Genomic DNA, 16,463 nt, shown 5'->3' on the forward strand with positions numbered 1-16,463 from the left:
CCCCGGCCGTATCAGGTACCGGGGTCAGTATCCGAGCGGGCGGTCGCCCGTCGGAGATCCGGGGCGCCTTTTCAGGCGCCCCGGAGAATCCGCGCCCCGAAGGGGCGCGGGGCGGTGTCGACATGCGACTCCGTCGCGTGGGCGCGACCGGCCACAACGGGCCCGCAGCCAAAAGCGAACCGGTCGAGCCCGAGCTCAGTACTGCTCGGTCTCGACGAAGCCCGCGTCCGCGTCGTCGTCCGCGCCGAACGCGTCCGCGGCCGCGGTCGGGTCGAATCCGGGCGGGCTGTCCTTCAGGGCCAGGCCCATGCCGGCCAGCTTCGCCTTGACCTCGTCGATGGACTTCGCACCGAAGTTGCGGATGTCCAGGAGGTCCGCCTCCGAGCGGGCGACGAGCTCACCCACGGAGTGGATGCCCTCGCGCTTGAGGCAGTTGTACGACCGAACGGTGAGCTCCAGCTCCTCGATCGGCAGCGCCAGGTCGGCGGCGAGGGCGGCGTCCGTGGGGGACGGGCCCATGTCGATGCCCTCGGCGTCGATGTTCAGCTCGCGGGCGAGACCGAACAGCTCGACCAGGGTCTTGCCGGCGGAGGCCATGGCGTCGCGCGGACGCATCGCCTGCTTGGTCTCGACGTCGACGATCAGCTTGTCGAAGTCGGTGCGCTGCTCGACACGGGTCGCCTCGACCTTGTAGGTGACCTTGAGAACCGGCGAGTAGATGGAGTCGACCGGGATACGGCCGATCTCCTGGCCCACCTGCTTGTTCTGCACGGCGGAGACGTAGCCGCGACCGCGCTCGACGGTCAGCTCCATCTCCAGCTTGCCCTTGCCGTTGAGCGTGGCGAGGACGAGGTCGGGGTTGTGCACCTCGACACCGGCCGGGGGCGCGATGTCGGCGGCGGTGACCAGACCCGGGCCCTGCTTGCGCAGGTACATCACGACCGGCTCGTCGTGCTCCGAGGAGACGACCAGCTGCTTGATGTTGAGGATCAGGTCGGTGACGTCCTCCTTGACGCCCGGCACGGTGGTGAACTCGTGCAGGACGCCGTCGATGCGGATGCTGGTGACAGCGGCGCCGGGGATCGACGACAGGAGGGTGCGGCGGAGGGAGTTGCCGAGGGTGTAGCCGAAGCCCGGCTCCAGCGGCTCGATCACGAACCGGGAGCGGAATTCGTCGACGACCTCTTCGGTCAACGAGGGACGCTGAGCGATCAGCATGTGTGGATCAGATCCTTCTTTCGTGGACGCCCGCTATTTGACGCCCGACGGAGACCGCACCCGGTGAAAAGTGCGGGTACTGCAAGGGTACGGGCGATACGGCCCTGATGAGCCGTACCGCCCGGAACCCGAAGCCGATCGAGGCGGCCGTGCGTCAGACGCGACGGCGCTTCGGCGGACGGCAGCCGTTGTGCGGGGTCGGGGTGACGTCCTGGATGGAGCCGACCTCGAGGCCCGTGGCCTGCAGGGAGCGGATCGCGGTCTCACGACCGGAGCCCGGGCCCTTGACGAACACGTCGACCTTGCGCATGCCGTGCTCCTGGGCGCGGCGGGCGGCCGACTCGGCGGCCATCTGCGCGGCGAACGGCGTGGACTTCCGGGAGCCCTTGAAGCCGACGTGGCCGGCGGAGGCCCAGGAGATCACGTTGCCGGACGGGTCCGTGATCGACACGATCGTGTTGTTGAACGTGCTCTTGATGTGCGCGTGGCCGTGAGCGACGTTCTTCTTTTCCTTGCGGCGCACCTTCTTGGCAGCGCCCTGACGACCCTTGGGGGGCATGTCGTTCTCCTACGGGAGGTGGTCGGTCCTACAGCGAAGACCGTGGACGGAGGTCCGCTGCGGACTACTTCTTGCCCGGCTTCTTCTTGCCGGCGATGGCGCGACGCGGGCCCTTGCGGGTACGCGCGTTGGTGCTGGTGCGCTGACCGCGGACGGGCAGGCCGCGACGGTGGCGCAGACCCTGGTAGGTGCCGATCTCGACCTTGCGGCGGATGTCGGCCTGGATCTCGCGACGGAGGTCACCCTCGGTCTTGATGTTGTTGTCGACGTACTCGCGGATCGCGACGAGCTGCTCCTCGGAGAGGTCGCGAACGCGGGTGTTCGGGTCGACGCCGGTGGCGGCCAGCGTCTGCTGCGAAAGGGTCCGGCCGATGCCGAACACGTAGGTGAGGGCGATCTCCACGCGCTTTTCGCGCGGGATGTCAACACCGGAAACGCGTGCCATTCAATGGCTCCAGTTGATTGTCGGAGGTCTTCCACAGGACCGGATCCCAGCCCGCCGTACCAGGTACGGACCGGGTCCCCGGCCTCCGAGCCGGGGGTGTCGAGCCGTGCGGCTCGGGACCTGCGTATGAACATGTGTTGCTCGCGTCGCGCGAAGTTCTGCGGAAGTCGCAGAGGGTCGATCGTGCTGCGGTCAGCCCTGGCGCTGCTTGTGGCGCGGGTTCTCGCAGATGACCATGACCCGGCCGTGACGGCGGATCACCCTGCACTTGTCGCAGATCTTCTTGACGCTCGGCTTGACCTTCATGGGTGTGAGGTTCTCCGGGTCAGTGCCATCACCCCGGCGGGCCGGGGAGCGGGCAAGATCTACTTGTAGCGGTAGACGATCCGGCCACGCGTCAGGTCGTACGGAGACAGCTCCACCACGACCCGGTCGTCAGGGAGGATGCGGATGTAGTGCATGCGCATCTTGCCGCTGATGTGTGCCAGGACCTGGTGGCCGTTCTGGAGCTCGACCTTGAACATGGCGTTCGGAAGAGACTCGACGACAGTGCCCTCGATCTCGATGGCACCTTGCTTCTTGGCCACGCTTCGCCCTTCGAATCGACTACCTTGATCGACTCTGGCGTGCACCGTGTGGAGTACATGCAGGCATGCGGGTGCACAAGAGCCGACGAGTCAGTCTACGTCAGCGCACCCGGAAACACGAATCGAGAGATCCTGCCCCGCTCTGGAGATCCCTAACCGGGCGGAGCCCGTCCTTGACGCCGCTCTCGCGGGCTCGGCGCCGGGGCGCCGCACAAGCTCCGGACGGCTGCGCCGGCCTCCCCGGCCGGCGAGGCCGCCCGGGGTCCGTCGTCAGCCGAGCGGATCCGGCGCCGCCGTGATGCCCAGCTCGGCGAGCTTGGCCTTGCCGCCGTCGGGGGCCGTCAGGACGAGGGGCCCCTCGGCGGTCAGGGCGACCGAGTGCTCCCAGTGGGAGGACCAGGTGCCGTCGGTGGTGATGACCGTCCAGTCGTCGGAGAGGACCTTCGTCTTCGGGGTGCCCAGGGAGACCATCGGCTCGATGGCGAGGCAGAAGCCCGGGACCAGCTTGGGGCCCTTGCCCCGCTTGCGGTCGACGTAGTTCAGCAGGTGCGGGTCCATGTGCATCTCGGTGCCGATGCCGTGGCCGCCGTAGTCCTCGATGATCCCGTACTTGCCGCCGCCCGGCTTGGGCTGGCGCCGGATGTACGTCTCGACGGCGCGGGAGATGTCGACGAGCCGGTTGCCCTGCTTCATGGCCGCGATGCCGGCCCACATCGACTCCTCGGTCACCCGGGACAGCTCGACCAGCTCCGGGGAGTGGCCGGACCCGACGAACGCGGTGTACGCGGCGTCGCCGTGCCAGCCGTCGATGATCGCGCCGCAGTCGATGGAGATGATGTCGCCGTCCTTGAGGACGACGTCGTCGGAGGGGATGCCGTGGACGACGACGTCGTTCACCGAGGTGCAGATCGTCGCGGGGAAGCCGCCGTAGCCGAGGAAGTTCGGCTTGGCGTTGTGCTCCGCGAGCACCTTGCGGGCGACCTGGTCCAGGTCCTTCGTCGTGGCCCCGGGCACGGCGGCCTCACGGGTGGCCGCGTGAATGGCGGCGACGACCAGCCCCGCCTCACGCATCTTGGCGATCTGCTCAGGGCTCTTGATCTGCACCATGGGGACGACGGCCTTTCCTGGACCAGAAGGGAGTGGGAACACGTCCAACGATACGGGGCCGCACCCCCGCCACCACAGGCAGCCACCGCCCCCGCTCCCGCGGACAGCCGTGGTGCCCCCAGGGCGATGGGGGTACCCCCTCTGGGGGAGGCGCCCCGCAAGCGCCGGGCCCGCGCACACACCCCCGCCAAGCCACAGCCGCGGCCCCTTGTGCAAAGGAACCGCGGCTGCGACCGACGGACAAGAACTACTCCGCGCTCTTCAGCGCCTCCAGCGCACGCCCCGTGACCTCGTCCACGGGCCCCATCGCGGAGATGGTCACCACCAGACCCTGCGCCCGGTAGTAGTCGATGATCGGCTCGGTCTGCGTGTGGTAGACCTCCAGCCGGGTCCGCACGGTCTCCTCGGAGTCGTCGTCCCGCTGGTACAGCTCACCGCCACAGACGTCGCACACGCCCTCCTGCTTCGGCCGGCTGTACGTCACGTGGAACACGTGCGCGGAGTCGTTGCGGCAGATCCGCCGCCCGGCGATCCGCTTGACGACCTCGTCCTCGGGGGCTTCGAGGTCGAGGACCGCGTCCAGCTTGATGCCCTCGGTCTGCAGCAGCTCGTCCAGCGCCTCGGCCTGCGACACGTTGCGCGGGAAGCCGTCCAGCAGGAAGCCGCCCTCGGCGTCGGGCTGCTCCATGCGGTCCTTGGCCATGGCGATGGTGACCTCGTCGGGAACGAGGTTGCCCGCGTCCATGTAGGACTTGGCGAGCTTCCCGAGCTCGGTCTGCCGGCTGATGTTGGCGCGGAACAGGTCGCCCGTGGAGATGTGCGGGATGCGCAGTTTCTCGGCAAGGCGGGTGGCCTGCGTACCCTTACCGGCACCCGGCGGCCCGACGAGGACGATTCGCATCAGCGGAGGAACCCTTCGTAATTGCGCTGCTGGAGCTGGCTCTCGATCTGCTTCACGGTCTCGAGACCCACACCCACGATGATCAGGATGCTGGTCCCGCCGAACGGGAAGTTCTGGTTTGCCCCGAAACCAACCAACGCCATCGTCGGTACGAGAGCGATCAGACCCAAGTACAGCGAACCCGGCCAGGTGATCCGGTTGAGTACGTAGCTCAGGTACTCAGCGGTCGGTCGGCCAGCCCGGATGCCCGGGATGAAGCCACCATACTTCTTCATGTTGTCCGCGACTTCCTCGGGGTTGAAGGAGATCGCCACGTAGAAGAACGCGAAGAACACGATGAGCAAGAAGTACAGGCTCACGTAGATCGGGTGGTTGCCCGTGACCAGATGCGACTCGATCCAGGTCTTCCACCCGGAGGTCCCGCTCGAGAACTGCGCGATCAGGGCCGGGATGTAGAGCAGCGACGAGGCGAAGATGACGGGGATGACGCCCGCCTGGTTCACCTTCAGCGGGATGTAGGTCGACGTACCGCCGTAGGAACGCCGGCCGATCATGCGCTTGGCGTACTGGACGGGGATCCGGCGCTGGGCCTGCTCGACGAAGACGACCAGGCCGACCATGACCAGACCCACGGCGATGACCGTGCCGAACTCGATCCAGCCGTCCGCCAGGCTGCCCTGCTCCTTGATGGCCCACAGGGCGGAGGGGAAGGTCGCGGCGATCGAGATGAACATCAGGATCGACATGCCGTTGCCGATGCCGCGGTCGGTGATGAGCTCACCGAGCCACATGACGAGGGCCGTACCGGCGGTCATGGTGATGACCATGGTGATGGTCACGAAGATCGACTGGTCCGGGACGATCTCGCTCGCGACCGGGCAGCCCTGGAACAGGGCGCCGCTGCGGGCGGTGGCCACCAGGCCGGTGCCCTGCAGGATGGCCAGCGCGACCGTCAGATAACGGGTGTACTGCGTGATCTTCGCCGTACCGGCCTGGCCCTCCTTCTTGAGGGCTTCCAGACGCGGGATCACCACGGTCAGCAGCTGCAGAATGATGCTCGCCGTGATGTACGGCATGATGCCCAGCGCGAAGACCGTGATCTGGAGCAGCGCGCCGCCGCTGAACATGTTCACCAGACCGAACAGGCCCTGGTTCGCCTCGGCGGCGTCGATACAGGTCTGGACGTTCTTGTAGTCGACACCCGGAATGGGTACGTGCGTACCGACGCGGTACACCACGATGATGCCGAGCGTGAAGAGCAGCTTCTTGCGCAGGTCGGGCGTCTTGAACGCCCGGGCGAACGCGGTGAGCACGGTGCCTCCTGCGACCCCCCGCGCAACTGCGTCAAGGGTGACGGTCTTGAGATTCCGACTAAGGACGAATACGTAACGGTCAACTGCCGCCCCGAGTGCCCCGTTGGGGCGCCCGGGGTCAATGGGCAGCGCAGGCCACCTTACCGGCGACCATGCCGCCCTAGGAACGACCAACCGGGGATACCCCAAATGTGGGGTATCCCCGGTAGGGATCGCTCTACGTCATCGAGACACCCGAAGGGATCAGACGAGCTCGGTGACGGTACCGCCGGCGGCGGTGATCTTCTCCTTGGCGGAGCCGGAGACGGCGTCGACCGTCACCTGCAGCGCCACGGAGATCTCGCCCTGGCCGAGGACCTTGACGAGGCTGTTCTTGCGCACGGCACCCTTGGCCACGAGACCCTCGACGGTCACCTCGCCACCCTCGGGGTAGAGCGCGGCCAGCTTGTCGAGGTTCACGACCTGGTACTCGGTCTTGAACGGGTTCTTGAAGCCCTTCAGCTTCGGGAGGCGCATGTGGAGCGGCATCTGGCCACCCTCGAAGCGCTCCGGAACCTGGTAACGGGCCTTGGTGCCCTTCGTACCACGACCGGCCGTCTTACCCTTCGACGCCTCACCACGACCGACACGGGTCTTGGCGGTCTTGGCGCCGGGGGCGGGACGGAGGTTGTGGATCTTGAGCGGGTTGTTCTCCGCCATGATCAGTCGACCTCCTCGACCGTCACGAGGTGGCGGACGGTGTGCACCATGCCGCGGAACTCGGGGCGGTCCTCCTTGACGACCACGTCGTTGACCTTCTTCAGGCCAAGCGAACGCAGGGTGTCGCGGTGGTTCTGCTTGCTACCGATGTAGGACTTGACCTGCGTGATCTTGAGCTGCGCCATGATCACACACCCGCCCCGGCACGCGCACGGAGAAGAGCCGCGGGGGCGACGTCCTCGAGCGGCAGACCACGGCGGGCCGCGATCTCCTCGGGACGCTGCAGGCCCTTCAGGGCCGCCACGGTCGCGTGCACGATGTTGATCGCGTTGTCGGAGCCGAGCGACTTCGACAGCACGTCGTGGATGCCGGCGCACTCGAGCACGGCGCGCACCGGACCACCGGCGATCACACCGGTACCGGGCGACGCGGGCTTGAGCAGCACGACGCCGGCAGCCTTCTCACCCTGGATGGGGTGCGGGATGGTGCCCTGGATGCGGGGGACCTTGAAGAAGTGCTTCTTGGCCTCCTCAACGCCCTTGGCGATGGCGGCCGGCACCTCCTTGGCCTTGCCGTATCCGACACCCACGGTGCCGTCACCGTCGCCCACCACGACCAGCGCGGTGAAGCTGAAGCGACGACCACCCTTCACAACCTTGGCGACGCGGTTGATCGCGACGACGCGCTCGACGTACGCGGTCTTCTCGGCGGCAGCTGCGCCGCCGTCACGGCCCTTCCGGTCCCGCCGCTCGCCGCCACCGGCACCGCCACCGCGGCGCTGGGGTCCAGCCATTGGAATTACCTCTCTCTGTTTCCGCTAGCTACGGAACCGGCTCAGAACTTCAGACCGGCTTCGCGGGCGGCGTCCGCCAGAGCGGCGATGCGCCCGGCGTACTGGTTGCCACCACGGTCGAACACGACGGCCTCGACACCGGCGGCCTTGGCGCGCTCGGCGACCAGGGCGCCGACCTGCTTGGCCTGCGCGGACTTGTCGCCCTCGCCACCGCGGACCGACGCGTCCAGGGTGGACGCCGACGCCAGGGTGTGACCCTTCAGGTCGTCGATCACCTGCGCCACGATGTGGCGGTTGGAACGAGTCACGACCAGGCGAGGACGCTCGGCGGTGCCGGCGACCTTCTTGCGGATCCGGATGTGACGACGCTTGATAGCAGCACGCTTGTAGGCGTCGCCCTTGAGGATCTTCTGCCCGTATGCCATGGCTTACTTACCCGCCTTTCCGACCTTGCGGCGGATGACTTCGCCCTCGTACTTGACGCCCTTGGCCTTGTACGGGTCGGGCTTGCGCAGCTTGCGGATGTTGGCCGCAACCTCGCCGACCTTCTGCTTGTCGATGCCCTCGACCGAGAAACGGGTCGGGGCCTCGACCTTGAAGGTGATGCCCTCGGGCGCCTCGACCGTGATCGGGTGGCTGTAACCGAGGGAGAACTCCAGGTTCGAACCCTTGGCGACAACGCGGTAACCGACACCGCTGATCTCGAGCTTCTTCACGTAACCCTGGGTCACGCCGGTGATCATGTTCGCCACCAGCGTGCGGGACAGGCCGTGCAGGGCCTTGTTCTGACGCTCGTCGTTGGGGCGGGTGACGTTCAGGACGCCGTCCTCACCCTTGGCGATCTCGATCGGCGCCACGACGGTGTGGGTCAGCGTGCCCTTGGGGCCCTTGACCGAGACCGTCTGGCCGTCGATGGTGACGTCCACGCCGGCGGGAACCGCGATGGGGAGCTTGCCGATGCGCGACATAGCTGTTTCCTCCGTTCCCTTCCGCTACCAGACGTAGGCGAGGACTTCCCCACCCACGCCCTTCTTGCCGGCCTGCTTGTCGGTGAGGAGCCCGTGCGACGTGGAGATGATCGCCACGCCGAGGCCGCCGAGCACCTTCGGCAGGTTGGTGGACTTCGCGTACACCCGGAGACCGGGCTTGGAGATCCGCTTGATGCCCGCGATGGAGCGCTCACGGTTCGGGCCGAACTTCAGCTCGAGGACGAGGTTCTTGCCGACCTCGGCGTCCTCGGTCTTCCAGCCCGTGATGAAGCCCTCCTGCTGGAGGATCTCCGCGATGTGCGACTTGATCTTCGAGTGCGGCATCGCCACGGAGTCGTGGTACGCCGAGTTCGCGTTCCGCAGACGCGTGAGCATGTCTGCGATCGGATCAGTCATGGTCATGAATTGGCCTTCGGCCTCTCTCGCCGGGGTTTCCTGGTGCGCCATCCCTCTCCCCGATCCGAGACGGGACGGGTGCGGCGCGGTGGACCTACGGCGTAGTAAGTCGTACGGGCACGGCAGGTGCCCAACCCCACAAGCCTAAGCCATGCGGGGCGGGCCCCCTGCCGTTCCCATTGCTTACCGAGAGCCTTGGGAATCCGGAATTACCGGACTACCAGGAGCTCTTGGTCACGCCCGGCAGCTCGCCACGGTGAGCCATCTCACGAAGGCACACGCGGCAGAGGCCGAACTTGCGGTACACGGAGTGCGGACGACCGCAGCGCTGGCAGCGGGTGTAGCCGCGCACTCCGAACTTGGGCTTGCGAGCAGCCTTCGCGATGAGAGCCTTCTTCGCCATCTCGCTCACGCCTCCTTGAACGGGAAGCCGAGGTGACGGAGAAGGGCGCGGCCCTCTTCGTCGTTGGTCGCCGTGGTGACCACGGTGATGTCCATACCCCGGACACGGTCGATCTTGTCCTGGTCGATCTCGTGGAACATGACCTGCTCCGTGAGACCGAAGGTGTAGTTGCCACGGCCGTCGAACTGCTTGGGGGACAGGCCGCGGAAGTCGCGGATGCGCGGCAGCGCGAGCGACAGGGTGCGGTCCAGGAACTCCCACATGCGGTCGCCACGGAGCGTGACGTGGGCACCGATCGGCTGGCCCTCACGCAGCTTGAACTGCGCGATGGACTTGCGGGCCTTGGTGACGGCCGGCTTCTGACCGGTGATCGTGGTGAGGTCGCGGATGGCGCCCTCGATCAGCTTGGAGTCGCGGGCGGCGTCGCCCACACCCATGTTGACCACGATCTTGACGAGGCCGGGAACCTGCATGACGTTCTCGTAGGAGAACTGCTCGCGCAGCTTGCCCGCGATCTCCTCGCGGTACTTCGTCTTCAGACGCGGAGTGGTGGTGGTAGCCATCAGATGTCCTCACCCGTCCGCTTGGCAACGCGGATCTTGTTGCCTTCGTCGTCGAAGCGGTAACCGACGCGCGTGACGACCTTCTTGCCGTCCTTCTCCACGACCAGCTGGACGTTGGAGACGTGGACCGGGGCCTCGGTGGTCACGATGCCGCCGGCCTGCGAACCGCCTGCGGTCGGGCCGGCCTTGGTGTGCTTCTTGACCCGGTTGACACCCTCGACCAGGACACGGTCCTCGCGGGGGTAGGCCGCGATGACCTTGCCCTGCTTGCCCTTGTCCTTACCCGTGATGACCTGGACCAGGTCGCCCTTCTTGATCTTCATGCTCACAGCACCTCCGGCGCGAGGGAGATGATCTTCATGAACTTCTTCTCGCGCAGCTCACGGCCCACGGGGCCGAAGATACGGGTGCCACGAGGGTCGCCGTCGTTCTTCAGAATGACGGCGGCGTTCTCGTCGAAGCGGATGTACGAGCCGTCCGGACGGCGGCGCTCCTTGACGGTGCGAACGATGACCGCCTTGACGACGTCACCCTTCTTCACGTTGCCACCGGGGATCGCGTCCTTGACGGTGGCGACGATGACGTCACCGATGCCCGCGTAGCGGCGACCGGAGCCACCGAGCACACGGATGCAGAGGACTTCCTTCGCACCCGTGTTGTCGGCGACACGCAGTCGCGACTCCTGCTGGATCACGTCTATCTCCTGTTTGTCTGCCGGTTCCCCGACGGGGCTGAGTGATCAGCCCCGTCGGAGCCTGGCGGAACTGTCCTGCGAGGGATGCCCCGCAGGAACGTACGTGTGGGAATTCCCTCGCGGGAATTACCTACTTGGCCTTCTCGAGGATCTCGACGACGCGCCAGTGCTTCGTCGCGGACAGCGGCCGGGTCTCCATCAGGAGGACGCGGTCGCCGACGCCGGCGGCGTTCTGCTCGTCGTGGGCCTTGAGCTTGCTGGTGCTGCGGATGACCTTGCCGTACAGCGCGTGCTTCTTGCGGTCCTCGACGGCGACGACGACGGTCTTGTCCATCTTGTCGCTGACGACGATGCCCTCACGGGTCTTGCGGTCGCCCCGCGCCTCAGTGTTCGTCTCAGTCACGTTGTTCTCGCTCATCAGGCGTTCTCCACCGTTTCGATGCCCAGCTCACGCTCGCGCATCAGGGTGTAGATCCGCGCGATGTCCTTGCGGACCGCCTTCAGACGGCCATGGTTCTCGAGCTGTCCGGTCGCCGCCTGGAAGCGGAGGTTGAACAGCTCTTCCTTGGCCTCGCGGAGCTTCGCGAGAAGCTCCTCGTTGCCCAGCTCGCGCAGCTCGGACGCCTTGGTACCGGCCGACATCACGCTTCACCTGCCTCGCGCTTGACGATCCGGCACTTCATCGGCAGCTTGTGGGCCGCACGCGTCAGCGCCTCACGGGCGATCTTCTCGTTGGGGTAGGACAGCTCGAACATGACCCGGCCCGGGTGCACGTTCGCGATCCACCACTCCGGCGAACCCTTACCGGAACCCATGCGGGTCTCGGCCGGCTTCTTCGTGAGCGGGCGGTCCGGGTAGATGTTGATCCAGACCTTGCCGCCACGCTTGATGTGGCGGGTCATCGCGATACGGGCCGCCTCGATCTGGCGGTTGGTCACGTACGCCGGCGTGAGGGCCTGAATGCCGTACTCGCCGAACGCGACCGTCGTACCGCCCTTGGCCATACCGCGGCGCTTCGGGTGGTGCTGCTTGCGGTGCTTGACCCTACGGGGGATCAGCATGTCGGTCAGGCCTCCGTTCCGGTGCTCTCAGCCGGAGCGGCAGCCGGAGCCTCGGCCTTGGGGGCCTCGGCAGCGGGAGCCTGCTGCGGCTTGCGGCCGCGACCGCCACGCTCGCCACCACGGCCACCACGGGCCGGGCGGTCGGCGCCACCGCGGGCCGGGCGGTTACCCGCACGGGCAGCGGCGTTCTCGGCGCGGACCTCGGCGATGTTCTTGACGTCGCCCTTGTAGATCCAGACCTTCACGCCGATGCGGCCGAAGGTCGTCTTGGCCTCGAAGAAGCCGTAGTCCACGTTCGCGCGGAGCGTGTGCAGGGGCACGCGGCCCTCGCGGTAGAACTCCGAGCGGGACATCTCGGCGCCGCCGAGGCGGCCACCGCACTGGATCTTGATGCCCTTGGCGCCCGCCTTCATCGCCGACTGCATGCTCTTGCGCATGGCGCGGCGGAAGGAGACGCGGGAGGAGAGCTGCTCGGCGACGGCCTGGGCCACGAGCTGAGCGTCCGTCTCGGGGTTCTTGACCTCGAGGATGTTCAGCTGGACCTGCTTGCCGGTGAGCTTCTCGAGGTCGCCGCGGATGCGGTCGGCCTCGGCGCCGCGGCGGCCGATGACGATGCCCGGACGCGCGGTGTGGATGTCCACCCGCACACGGTCACGGGTGCGCTCGATCTCGACCTTGGAGATGCCGGCGCGCTCCATGCCGGACGTCATCATCCGGCGGATGGCGACGTCTTCCTTGACGTAGTCCTTGTACAGCTTGTCGGCGTACCAACGCGACTTGAAGTCGGTCGTGACACCGAGCCGGAACCCGTGCGGGTTTACCTTCTGGCCCATTACCGGGTTCCTTCCTTGCTGCTGACGACCACGGTGATGTGGCTGGTCCGCTTGCGGATCCGGTAGGCACGGCCCTGGGCGCGCGGCCGGAACCGCTTCAGGGTCGGGCCCTCGTCGACGTAGGCCTCGGAGATGAAGAGGCTGTCGACATCGGTGTGGTCGTAGTTGTGCGCGGCGTTGGCGATGGCGCTGTCCAGCACCTTGCCGACCGGCACGCTCGCGGCCTGCGGGGCGAAACGCAGGACCGCCTGAGCCTCCGTGGCGTCCATGCCACGGATGAGGTCCACCACGCGGCGGGCCTTCATGGGCGTGACGCGGATGTACCGCGCCTGGGCCCTGGCTTCCATGGTTGTCCCTTCAGTGTTTGTCATGGTCTTTCACCCCGCTGACTAGCGGCGCTTCGACTTCCGGTCGTCCTTGACGTGACCCCGGAAGGTGCGCGTCGGCGAGAACTCGCCGAGCTTGTGGCCGACCATGGACTCGGTGACAAACACCGGGATGTGGGTCTTGCCGTTGTGCACCGCGATCGTGTGGCCCAGCATCGCCGGGACGATCATCGAGCGGCGGGACCAGGTCTTGATGACGTTCTTGGTACCGGCTTCGTTCTGGACGTCCACCTTCTTCATCAGGTGGTCGTCGACGAAGGGTCCCTTCTTCAAGCTACGAGGCATCTCAACCCGTCCTTAGCGCTTCTTGTTCGTCTTGCGGCGGCGGACGATGTACTTGTTCGACGCCTTCTTGGGCGAACGAGTACGGCCTTCCTTCTTGCCCCACGGGGACACGGGGTGGCGGCCACCGGAGGTCCGGCCCTCACCACCACCGTGCGGGTGGTCGACCGGGTTCATCACGACACCACGGACGGTCGGGCGAACGCCCAGCCACCGCTTGCGGCCGGCCTTGCCCCAGTTGATGTTCGACTGCTCGGCGTTGCCGACCTCGCCGACCGTGGCGCGGCAGCGCTGGTCGACCAGGCGGATCTCCCCGGACGGCATGCGGAGGTGGGCCATCGAGCCCTCCTTCGCGAGCAGCTGCACGGAGGCGCCGGCGGAGCGGGCGAACTTGGCACCGCCACCGGGACGGAGCTCGATCGCGTGGATCGTGGTACCGACCGGGATGTTGCGGAGGGCCAGGTTGTTGCCCGGCTTGATGTCGGCCCCGGGACCGTTCTCGACGCGGTCGCCCTGCTGCAGGTTGCGCGGGGCGAGGATGTAGCGCTTCTCGCCGTCGGCGTAGTGCAGCAGCGCGATGCGCGCGGTGCGGTTGGGGTCGTACTCGATGTGCGCGACCTTCGCCGGCACGCCGTCCTTGTCGTGACGACGGAAGTCGATCACGCGGTAGGCGCGCTTGTGGCCACCACCCTGGTGGCGGACGGTCACACGTCCGGAATTGTTACGGCCGCCCTTGCTGTGCAGGGGACGGACCAGCGACTTCTCCGGCGTGGACCGCGTGACCTCGACGAAGTCGGCGACGCTGGAGCCACGACGGCCCGGAGTCGTCGGCTTGTACTTGCGGATACCCATTTCTCAGTCCTCGTCCGATATCGAACGATCCTGACCGCTTACGCGGTCGGACCGCCGAAGATGTCGATACGGTCGCCCTCAGCGAGGGTCACGATCGCGCGCTTGGTCGCCGCGCGCTGGCCGAAGCCGGTGCGGGTGCGCTTGCGCTTGCCGACGCGGTTGATCGTGTTGACCCCGGTGACCTTGACCTCGAAGACCGCCTGGACGGCCTCCTTGATCTGGGTCTTGTTGGAGCCCGGCGCGACGATGAACGTGTACTTGTTCTCGTCGATGAGCGCGTAGCTCTTCTCGGACACGACCGGCTTCAGCAGGACGTCACGGGGGTCCGTGAACGCCTTGCTCGCCGGGGTGACGACGGTGTTCTTGCCCTCGGAGGCGTGACGACGCGCCTTGGCGACGCGCGCAGCCTTGGCCGCCTTGGCGGCCTTCGAGGCGATCGAGGGGTGACGGGCAGCCATCAGACCTCGCTCCCTTCGTTGTCGTTGGCCTTGTTCGGGCCGGCGACGAAGGACTCGAAAGCGGCCTTGGTGAAGACCACGTCGTCCGAGACGAGAACGTCGTACGTGTTCAGCTGGCCCGGCTCCAGGATGTGGACCTGGGGCAGGTTGCGGGCGGACAGCCACGCGGCCTCGTCGGCGCGGTCGACGACCAGGAGCAGGTTCTTGCGCTCCGAGATCTTGCCGAACAGCGTCCTGGCGGCCTTCGTGGAGGGGGTCTCGCCCTCGATCACGCCGGAGACGACGTGAATGCGGTTGTGGCGCGCCCGGTCGGTGAGGGCGTGACGCAGGGCGGCAGCCTTCATCTTCTTGGGGGTGCGCTGGGAGTAGTCGCGCGGCACGGGACCGTGCACGACGCCACCACCGGCGAACTGCGGCGCGCGGGTCGAACCCTGACGGGCGCGACCGGTGCCCTTCTGGCGGTACGGCTTCTTGCCACCGCCACGGACTTCGCCGCGGGTCTTGGTCTTGTGGGTGCCCTGGCGGGCAGCGGCCAGCTGCGCGACGACGACCTGGTGGATCAGCGGGATGCTGACCTTCTCAACGCCGAAGATCTCCGCGGGGAGCTCGACGGTACCGGCCTTGTCGCCCGCCGGCGAAAGGATGTCAACAGTGCTCATCGGTTACCTCAGGCCCCCTTGGCCGCGGTGCGGACCAGGACGAGGCCGCCGTTCGGACCGGGAACCGCGCCCTTGATGAGCAGCAGACCCTTCTCCGCGTCAACGGCGTGGACGGTCAGGTTCTGGGTGGTGACCCGCTCGTTGCCCATGCGACCCGCCATGCGCAGGCCCTTGAACACGCGACCCGGGGTGGCGCAGCCGCCGATGGAACCGGGCGAGCGGTGCTTGCGCTGGGTGCCGTGTCCGGCGCCGAGGCCCTTGAAGTTGTGACGCTTCATGACACCGGCGAAGCCCTTGCCCTTGCTCTTGCCGGTCACGTCGACCTTCACGCCGGCCTCGAACACCTCGGCGGTGACTTCCTGGCCCAGCGTGTACTCGGAGGCGTCCGCGGTGCGGATCTCGACGAGGTGACGACGGGGGGTGACGTCGGCCTTGGCGAAGTGGCCCTTGAGGGGCTTGTTCACCTTGCGCGGGTCGATCTCGCCGAAGGCGATCTGGACCGACTCGTAGCCGTCGACATCGTTCGTACGGACCTGGGTGACGACGTTGGGGCCGGCCTTGACGACGGTGACCGGAACAACACGGTTGTTCTCGTCCCACACCTGCGTCATGCCGAGCTTCTCGCCCAGGATGCCCTTGATCTGCTTTGCCATCTCTCAGATCACCGGCCTCAGAGCTTGATCTCGATGTCGACACCGGCCGGGAGGTCGAGTCGCATCAGAGAGTCAACGGTCTTGGGGGTCGGGTCGAGGATGTCGATCAGGCGCTTGTGCGTGCGCATCTCGAAGTGCTCGCGCGAGTCCTTGTACTTGTGCGGCGACTTGATGACGCAGTACACGTTCTTCTCAGTGGGCAGCGGCACCGGGCCCGCGACCGACGCACCAGTGCGGGTCACCGTCTCGACGATCTTCTTCGCCGAGGAGTCGATGACCTCGTGGTCGTAGGCCTTGAGCCGGATGCGGATCTTCTGTCCCGCCATGGCTACTTCGTAGTCCTGTCTCTCTTTACGCTCCGGAACCCGATGCTCCAGGTCTCGTCCTCCGACCCACGCGGTCGGGCGTGTCGCACTCCCGCTGACATGAATGTCCCTTGTTCGAACATCCCTGCGGGATTGACACGGCCCTACCAGAACCGCGGACCGGGGGCGAAAGGCCCACCGGGCGCCTGGCCGGCGCCGCGCCCACGCTTCCCGGAAGATTCCCGTACGTCCGCCCCTGATCAGGGACGACGAGTACTGTGGGACTCGCTTCCAGTCCTCCCGGCGG

At 66.9% G+C, this 16,463-nt stretch carries 29 protein-coding genes; all 29 read right to left on the reverse strand.

From position 1 onward, the window contains the following. Positions 1-195: 195 nt before the first annotated feature. Entirely contained in the window at positions 196-1,218 is a 1,023-nt protein-coding gene (locus ACFY3N_RS03335) for a DNA-directed RNA polymerase subunit alpha (RefSeq protein ID WP_003966937.1), read from the reverse strand. A 154-nt stretch (positions 1,219-1,372) separates the two neighbouring features. Beyond that, entirely contained in the window at positions 1,373-1,777 is a 405-nt protein-coding gene (gene rpsK / locus ACFY3N_RS03340; protein ID WP_003956432.1) for a 30S ribosomal protein S11, read from the reverse strand. 64 nt (positions 1,778-1,841) lie between these two features. Next, on the reverse strand, positions 1,842-2,222 hold the full coding sequence (gene rpsM / locus ACFY3N_RS03345; RefSeq protein ID WP_004984507.1) for a 30S ribosomal protein S13: 381 nt from the start codon (positions 2,220-2,222) through the stop codon (positions 1,842-1,844). 192 nt (positions 2,223-2,414) lie between these two features. After that, positions 2,415-2,528 (reverse strand): 50S ribosomal protein L36, encoded by a 114-nt coding sequence (gene rpmJ / locus ACFY3N_RS03350; RefSeq protein ID WP_003998809.1) that lies wholly within the window; start codon positions 2,526-2,528, stop codon positions 2,415-2,417. A gap of 59 nt (positions 2,529-2,587) precedes the next feature. Continuing rightward, on the reverse strand, positions 2,588-2,809 hold the full coding sequence (gene infA / locus ACFY3N_RS03355; RefSeq protein WP_003948620.1) for a translation initiation factor IF-1: 222 nt from the start codon (positions 2,807-2,809) through the stop codon (positions 2,588-2,590). Between the two features lie 270 nt (positions 2,810-3,079). After that, positions 3,080-3,916: a type I methionyl aminopeptidase gene (gene map / locus ACFY3N_RS03360; RefSeq protein ID WP_390814940.1), complete on the reverse strand. Its 837-nt coding sequence runs from the start codon at positions 3,914-3,916 to the stop codon at positions 3,080-3,082. 247 nt (positions 3,917-4,163) lie between these two features. After that, on the reverse strand, positions 4,164-4,817 hold the full coding sequence (locus ACFY3N_RS03365) for an adenylate kinase (protein ID WP_390814941.1): 654 nt from the start codon (positions 4,815-4,817) through the stop codon (positions 4,164-4,166). Further along, positions 4,817-6,130, reverse strand: coding sequence for a preprotein translocase subunit SecY (gene secY / locus ACFY3N_RS03370; RefSeq protein WP_390814942.1), 1,314 nt, complete (start codon positions 6,128-6,130; stop codon positions 4,817-4,819). The genes ACFY3N_RS03365 and secY overlap by 1 nt, the downstream gene beginning before the upstream one ends. A gap of 243 nt (positions 6,131-6,373) precedes the next feature. Continuing rightward, the gene (gene rplO / locus ACFY3N_RS03375) at positions 6,374-6,829 is read right to left on the reverse strand and encodes a 50S ribosomal protein L15 (protein ID WP_067018996.1); all 456 of its coding nucleotides are present in this window, start codon (positions 6,827-6,829) and stop codon (positions 6,374-6,376) included. A 2-nt stretch (positions 6,830-6,831) separates the two neighbouring features. Then, entirely contained in the window at positions 6,832-7,014 is a 183-nt protein-coding gene (gene rpmD, locus ACFY3N_RS03380) for a 50S ribosomal protein L30 (protein ID WP_004984515.1), read from the reverse strand. A 2-nt stretch (positions 7,015-7,016) separates the two neighbouring features. After that, positions 7,017-7,622 (reverse strand): 30S ribosomal protein S5, encoded by a 606-nt coding sequence (rpsE, locus tag ACFY3N_RS03385; RefSeq protein ID WP_030860989.1) that lies wholly within the window; start codon positions 7,620-7,622, stop codon positions 7,017-7,019. 41 nt (positions 7,623-7,663) lie between these two features. Continuing rightward, on the reverse strand, positions 7,664-8,047 hold the full coding sequence (gene rplR / locus ACFY3N_RS03390) for a 50S ribosomal protein L18 (protein WP_004927235.1): 384 nt from the start codon (positions 8,045-8,047) through the stop codon (positions 7,664-7,666). 3 nt (positions 8,048-8,050) lie between these two features. Beyond that, positions 8,051-8,590, reverse strand: coding sequence for a 50S ribosomal protein L6 (gene rplF, locus ACFY3N_RS03395; RefSeq protein WP_390814943.1), 540 nt, complete (start codon positions 8,588-8,590; stop codon positions 8,051-8,053). Between the two features lie 24 nt (positions 8,591-8,614). Then, on the reverse strand, positions 8,615-9,013 hold the full coding sequence (gene rpsH / locus ACFY3N_RS03400; RefSeq protein ID WP_030831671.1) for a 30S ribosomal protein S8: 399 nt from the start codon (positions 9,011-9,013) through the stop codon (positions 8,615-8,617). A gap of 211 nt (positions 9,014-9,224) precedes the next feature. Further along, entirely contained in the window at positions 9,225-9,410 is a 186-nt protein-coding gene (locus ACFY3N_RS03405) for a type Z 30S ribosomal protein S14 (protein ID WP_003948630.1), read from the reverse strand. Positions 9,411-9,415: 5 nt separating this feature from the next. Next, the gene (rplE, locus tag ACFY3N_RS03410; protein WP_004927250.1) at positions 9,416-9,973 is read right to left on the reverse strand and encodes a 50S ribosomal protein L5; all 558 of its coding nucleotides are present in this window, start codon (positions 9,971-9,973) and stop codon (positions 9,416-9,418) included. Next, positions 9,973-10,296, reverse strand: a complete 324-nt coding sequence (rplX, locus tag ACFY3N_RS03415) for a 50S ribosomal protein L24 (protein ID WP_030860979.1) — start codon at positions 10,294-10,296, stop codon at positions 9,973-9,975. The genes rplE and rplX overlap by 1 nt, the downstream gene beginning before the upstream one ends. Before the next feature lie 2 nt (positions 10,297-10,298). Further along, the gene (gene rplN, locus ACFY3N_RS03420) at positions 10,299-10,667 is read right to left on the reverse strand and encodes a 50S ribosomal protein L14 (protein WP_030831680.1); all 369 of its coding nucleotides are present in this window, start codon (positions 10,665-10,667) and stop codon (positions 10,299-10,301) included. A gap of 130 nt (positions 10,668-10,797) precedes the next feature. After that, positions 10,798-11,085, reverse strand: coding sequence for a 30S ribosomal protein S17 (gene rpsQ, locus ACFY3N_RS03425; RefSeq protein ID WP_149551599.1), 288 nt, complete (start codon positions 11,083-11,085; stop codon positions 10,798-10,800). Next, positions 11,085-11,309, reverse strand: coding sequence for a 50S ribosomal protein L29 (gene rpmC / locus ACFY3N_RS03430; RefSeq protein WP_007494763.1), 225 nt, complete (start codon positions 11,307-11,309; stop codon positions 11,085-11,087). Before rpmC ends, rpsQ begins: the two co-directional genes overlap by 1 nt. Next, the gene (rplP, locus tag ACFY3N_RS03435) at positions 11,309-11,728 is read right to left on the reverse strand and encodes a 50S ribosomal protein L16 (RefSeq protein ID WP_007443989.1); all 420 of its coding nucleotides are present in this window, start codon (positions 11,726-11,728) and stop codon (positions 11,309-11,311) included. Before rplP ends, rpmC begins: the two co-directional genes overlap by 1 nt. A 5-nt stretch (positions 11,729-11,733) precedes the next feature. Next, positions 11,734-12,561, reverse strand: a complete 828-nt coding sequence (rpsC, locus tag ACFY3N_RS03440) for a 30S ribosomal protein S3 (protein WP_004927271.1) — start codon at positions 12,559-12,561, stop codon at positions 11,734-11,736. Further along, complete coding sequence (gene rplV / locus ACFY3N_RS03445) at positions 12,561-12,908, reverse strand: 50S ribosomal protein L22 (RefSeq protein WP_006130776.1); 348 nt, start codon at positions 12,906-12,908, stop codon at positions 12,561-12,563. Before rplV ends, rpsC begins: the two co-directional genes overlap by 1 nt. A gap of 42 nt (positions 12,909-12,950) precedes the next feature. Continuing rightward, complete coding sequence (gene rpsS / locus ACFY3N_RS03450; RefSeq protein ID WP_108954814.1) at positions 12,951-13,232, reverse strand: 30S ribosomal protein S19; 282 nt, start codon at positions 13,230-13,232, stop codon at positions 12,951-12,953. Between the two features lie 12 nt (positions 13,233-13,244). Beyond that, positions 13,245-14,081, reverse strand: coding sequence for a 50S ribosomal protein L2 (gene rplB / locus ACFY3N_RS03455; protein WP_004927281.1), 837 nt, complete (start codon positions 14,079-14,081; stop codon positions 13,245-13,247). A 38-nt stretch (positions 14,082-14,119) separates the two neighbouring features. Beyond that, on the reverse strand, positions 14,120-14,539 hold the full coding sequence (rplW, locus tag ACFY3N_RS03460) for a 50S ribosomal protein L23 (RefSeq protein ID WP_390814944.1): 420 nt from the start codon (positions 14,537-14,539) through the stop codon (positions 14,120-14,122). After that, positions 14,539-15,198, reverse strand: coding sequence for a 50S ribosomal protein L4 (gene rplD, locus ACFY3N_RS03465; protein ID WP_361736921.1), 660 nt, complete (start codon positions 15,196-15,198; stop codon positions 14,539-14,541). The genes rplW and rplD overlap by 1 nt, the downstream gene beginning before the upstream one ends. An 8-nt stretch (positions 15,199-15,206) precedes the next feature. Then, positions 15,207-15,851 (reverse strand): 50S ribosomal protein L3, encoded by a 645-nt coding sequence (gene rplC, locus ACFY3N_RS03470; RefSeq protein WP_062706771.1) that lies wholly within the window; start codon positions 15,849-15,851, stop codon positions 15,207-15,209. A gap of 17 nt (positions 15,852-15,868) precedes the next feature. Further along, a complete protein-coding gene (gene rpsJ / locus ACFY3N_RS03475) occupies positions 15,869-16,177 on the reverse strand; it encodes a 30S ribosomal protein S10 (protein ID WP_003948644.1) in 309 nt (102 codons plus the stop codon). Positions 16,178-16,463: the final 286 nt, after the last annotated feature.

The organism is Streptomyces sp. NPDC000348 (assembly GCF_042898795.1).
Taxonomy (GTDB): domain Bacteria; phylum Actinomycetota; class Actinomycetes; order Streptomycetales; family Streptomycetaceae; genus Streptomyces.

What these genes read in the sequence shown, in the direction of transcription:
- rplO (WP_067018996.1), bottom strand. Translation starts at nt 6,829, where the DNA reads ATGGCGGAGAACAACCCGCTCAAGATCCACAACCTCCGTCCCGCCCCC.
- rpmC (WP_007494763.1), bottom strand. Translation starts at nt 11,309, where the DNA reads ATGTCGGCCGGTACCAAGGCGTCCGAGCTGCGCGAGCTGGGCAACGAG.
- rpsC (WP_004927271.1), bottom strand. Translation starts at nt 12,561, where the DNA reads ATGGGCCAGAAGGTAAACCCGCACGGGTTCCGGCTCGGTGTCACGACC.
- rpsQ (WP_149551599.1), bottom strand. Translation starts at nt 11,085, where the DNA reads ATGAGCGAGAACAACGTGACTGAGACGAACACTGAGGCGCGGGGCGAC.
- rpsM (WP_004984507.1), bottom strand. Translation starts at nt 2,222, where the DNA reads ATGGCACGCGTTTCCGGTGTTGACATCCCGCGCGAAAAGCGCGTGGAG.
- rpsK (WP_003956432.1), bottom strand. Translation starts at nt 1,777, where the DNA reads ATGCCCCCCAAGGGTCGTCAGGGCGCTGCCAAGAAGGTGCGCCGCAAG.
- rpmD (WP_004984515.1), bottom strand. Translation starts at nt 7,014, where the DNA reads ATGGCGCAGCTCAAGATCACGCAGGTCAAGTCCTACATCGGTAGCAAG.
- rplW (WP_390814944.1), bottom strand. Translation starts at nt 14,539, where the DNA reads ATGGCTGCCCGTCACCCCTCGATCGCCTCGAAGGCCGCCAAGGCGGCC.
- rplP (WP_007443989.1), bottom strand. Translation starts at nt 11,728, where the DNA reads ATGCTGATCCCCCGTAGGGTCAAGCACCGCAAGCAGCACCACCCGAAG.
- rplF (WP_390814943.1), bottom strand. Translation starts at nt 8,590, where the DNA reads ATGTCGCGCATCGGCAAGCTCCCCATCGCGGTTCCCGCCGGCGTGGAC.
- rplE (WP_004927250.1), bottom strand. Translation starts at nt 9,973, where the DNA reads ATGGCTACCACCACCACTCCGCGTCTGAAGACGAAGTACCGCGAGGAG.
- rplR (WP_004927235.1), bottom strand. Translation starts at nt 8,047, where the DNA reads ATGGCATACGGGCAGAAGATCCTCAAGGGCGACGCCTACAAGCGTGCT.
- rpsS (WP_108954814.1), bottom strand. Translation starts at nt 13,232, where the DNA reads ATGCCTCGTAGCTTGAAGAAGGGACCCTTCGTCGACGACCACCTGATG.
- rpsH (WP_030831671.1), bottom strand. Translation starts at nt 9,013, where the DNA reads ATGACCATGACTGATCCGATCGCAGACATGCTCACGCGTCTGCGGAAC.
- rpmJ (WP_003998809.1), bottom strand. Translation starts at nt 2,528, where the DNA reads ATGAAGGTCAAGCCGAGCGTCAAGAAGATCTGCGACAAGTGCAGGGTG.
- rplV (WP_006130776.1), bottom strand. Translation starts at nt 12,908, where the DNA reads ATGGAAGCCAGGGCCCAGGCGCGGTACATCCGCGTCACGCCCATGAAG.
- rplC (WP_062706771.1), bottom strand. Translation starts at nt 15,851, where the DNA reads ATGGCAAAGCAGATCAAGGGCATCCTGGGCGAGAAGCTCGGCATGACG.
- ACFY3N_RS03365 (WP_390814941.1), bottom strand. Translation starts at nt 4,817, where the DNA reads ATGCGAATCGTCCTCGTCGGGCCGCCGGGTGCCGGTAAGGGTACGCAG.
- map (WP_390814940.1), bottom strand. Translation starts at nt 3,916, where the DNA reads ATGGTGCAGATCAAGAGCCCTGAGCAGATCGCCAAGATGCGTGAGGCG.
- rplB (WP_004927281.1), bottom strand. Translation starts at nt 14,081, where the DNA reads ATGGGTATCCGCAAGTACAAGCCGACGACTCCGGGCCGTCGTGGCTCC.
- rpsJ (WP_003948644.1), bottom strand. Translation starts at nt 16,177, where the DNA reads ATGGCGGGACAGAAGATCCGCATCCGGCTCAAGGCCTACGACCACGAG.
- rplX (WP_030860979.1), bottom strand. Translation starts at nt 10,296, where the DNA reads ATGAAGATCAAGAAGGGCGACCTGGTCCAGGTCATCACGGGTAAGGAC.
- rpsE (WP_030860989.1), bottom strand. Translation starts at nt 7,622, where the DNA reads ATGGCTGGACCCCAGCGCCGCGGTGGCGGTGCCGGTGGCGGCGAGCGG.
- ACFY3N_RS03405 (WP_003948630.1), bottom strand. Translation starts at nt 9,410, where the DNA reads ATGGCGAAGAAGGCTCTCATCGCGAAGGCTGCTCGCAAGCCCAAGTTC.
- ACFY3N_RS03335 (WP_003966937.1), bottom strand. Translation starts at nt 1,218, where the DNA reads ATGCTGATCGCTCAGCGTCCCTCGTTGACCGAAGAGGTCGTCGACGAA.
- rplD (WP_361736921.1), bottom strand. Translation starts at nt 15,198, where the DNA reads ATGAGCACTGTTGACATCCTTTCGCCGGCGGGCGACAAGGCCGGTACC.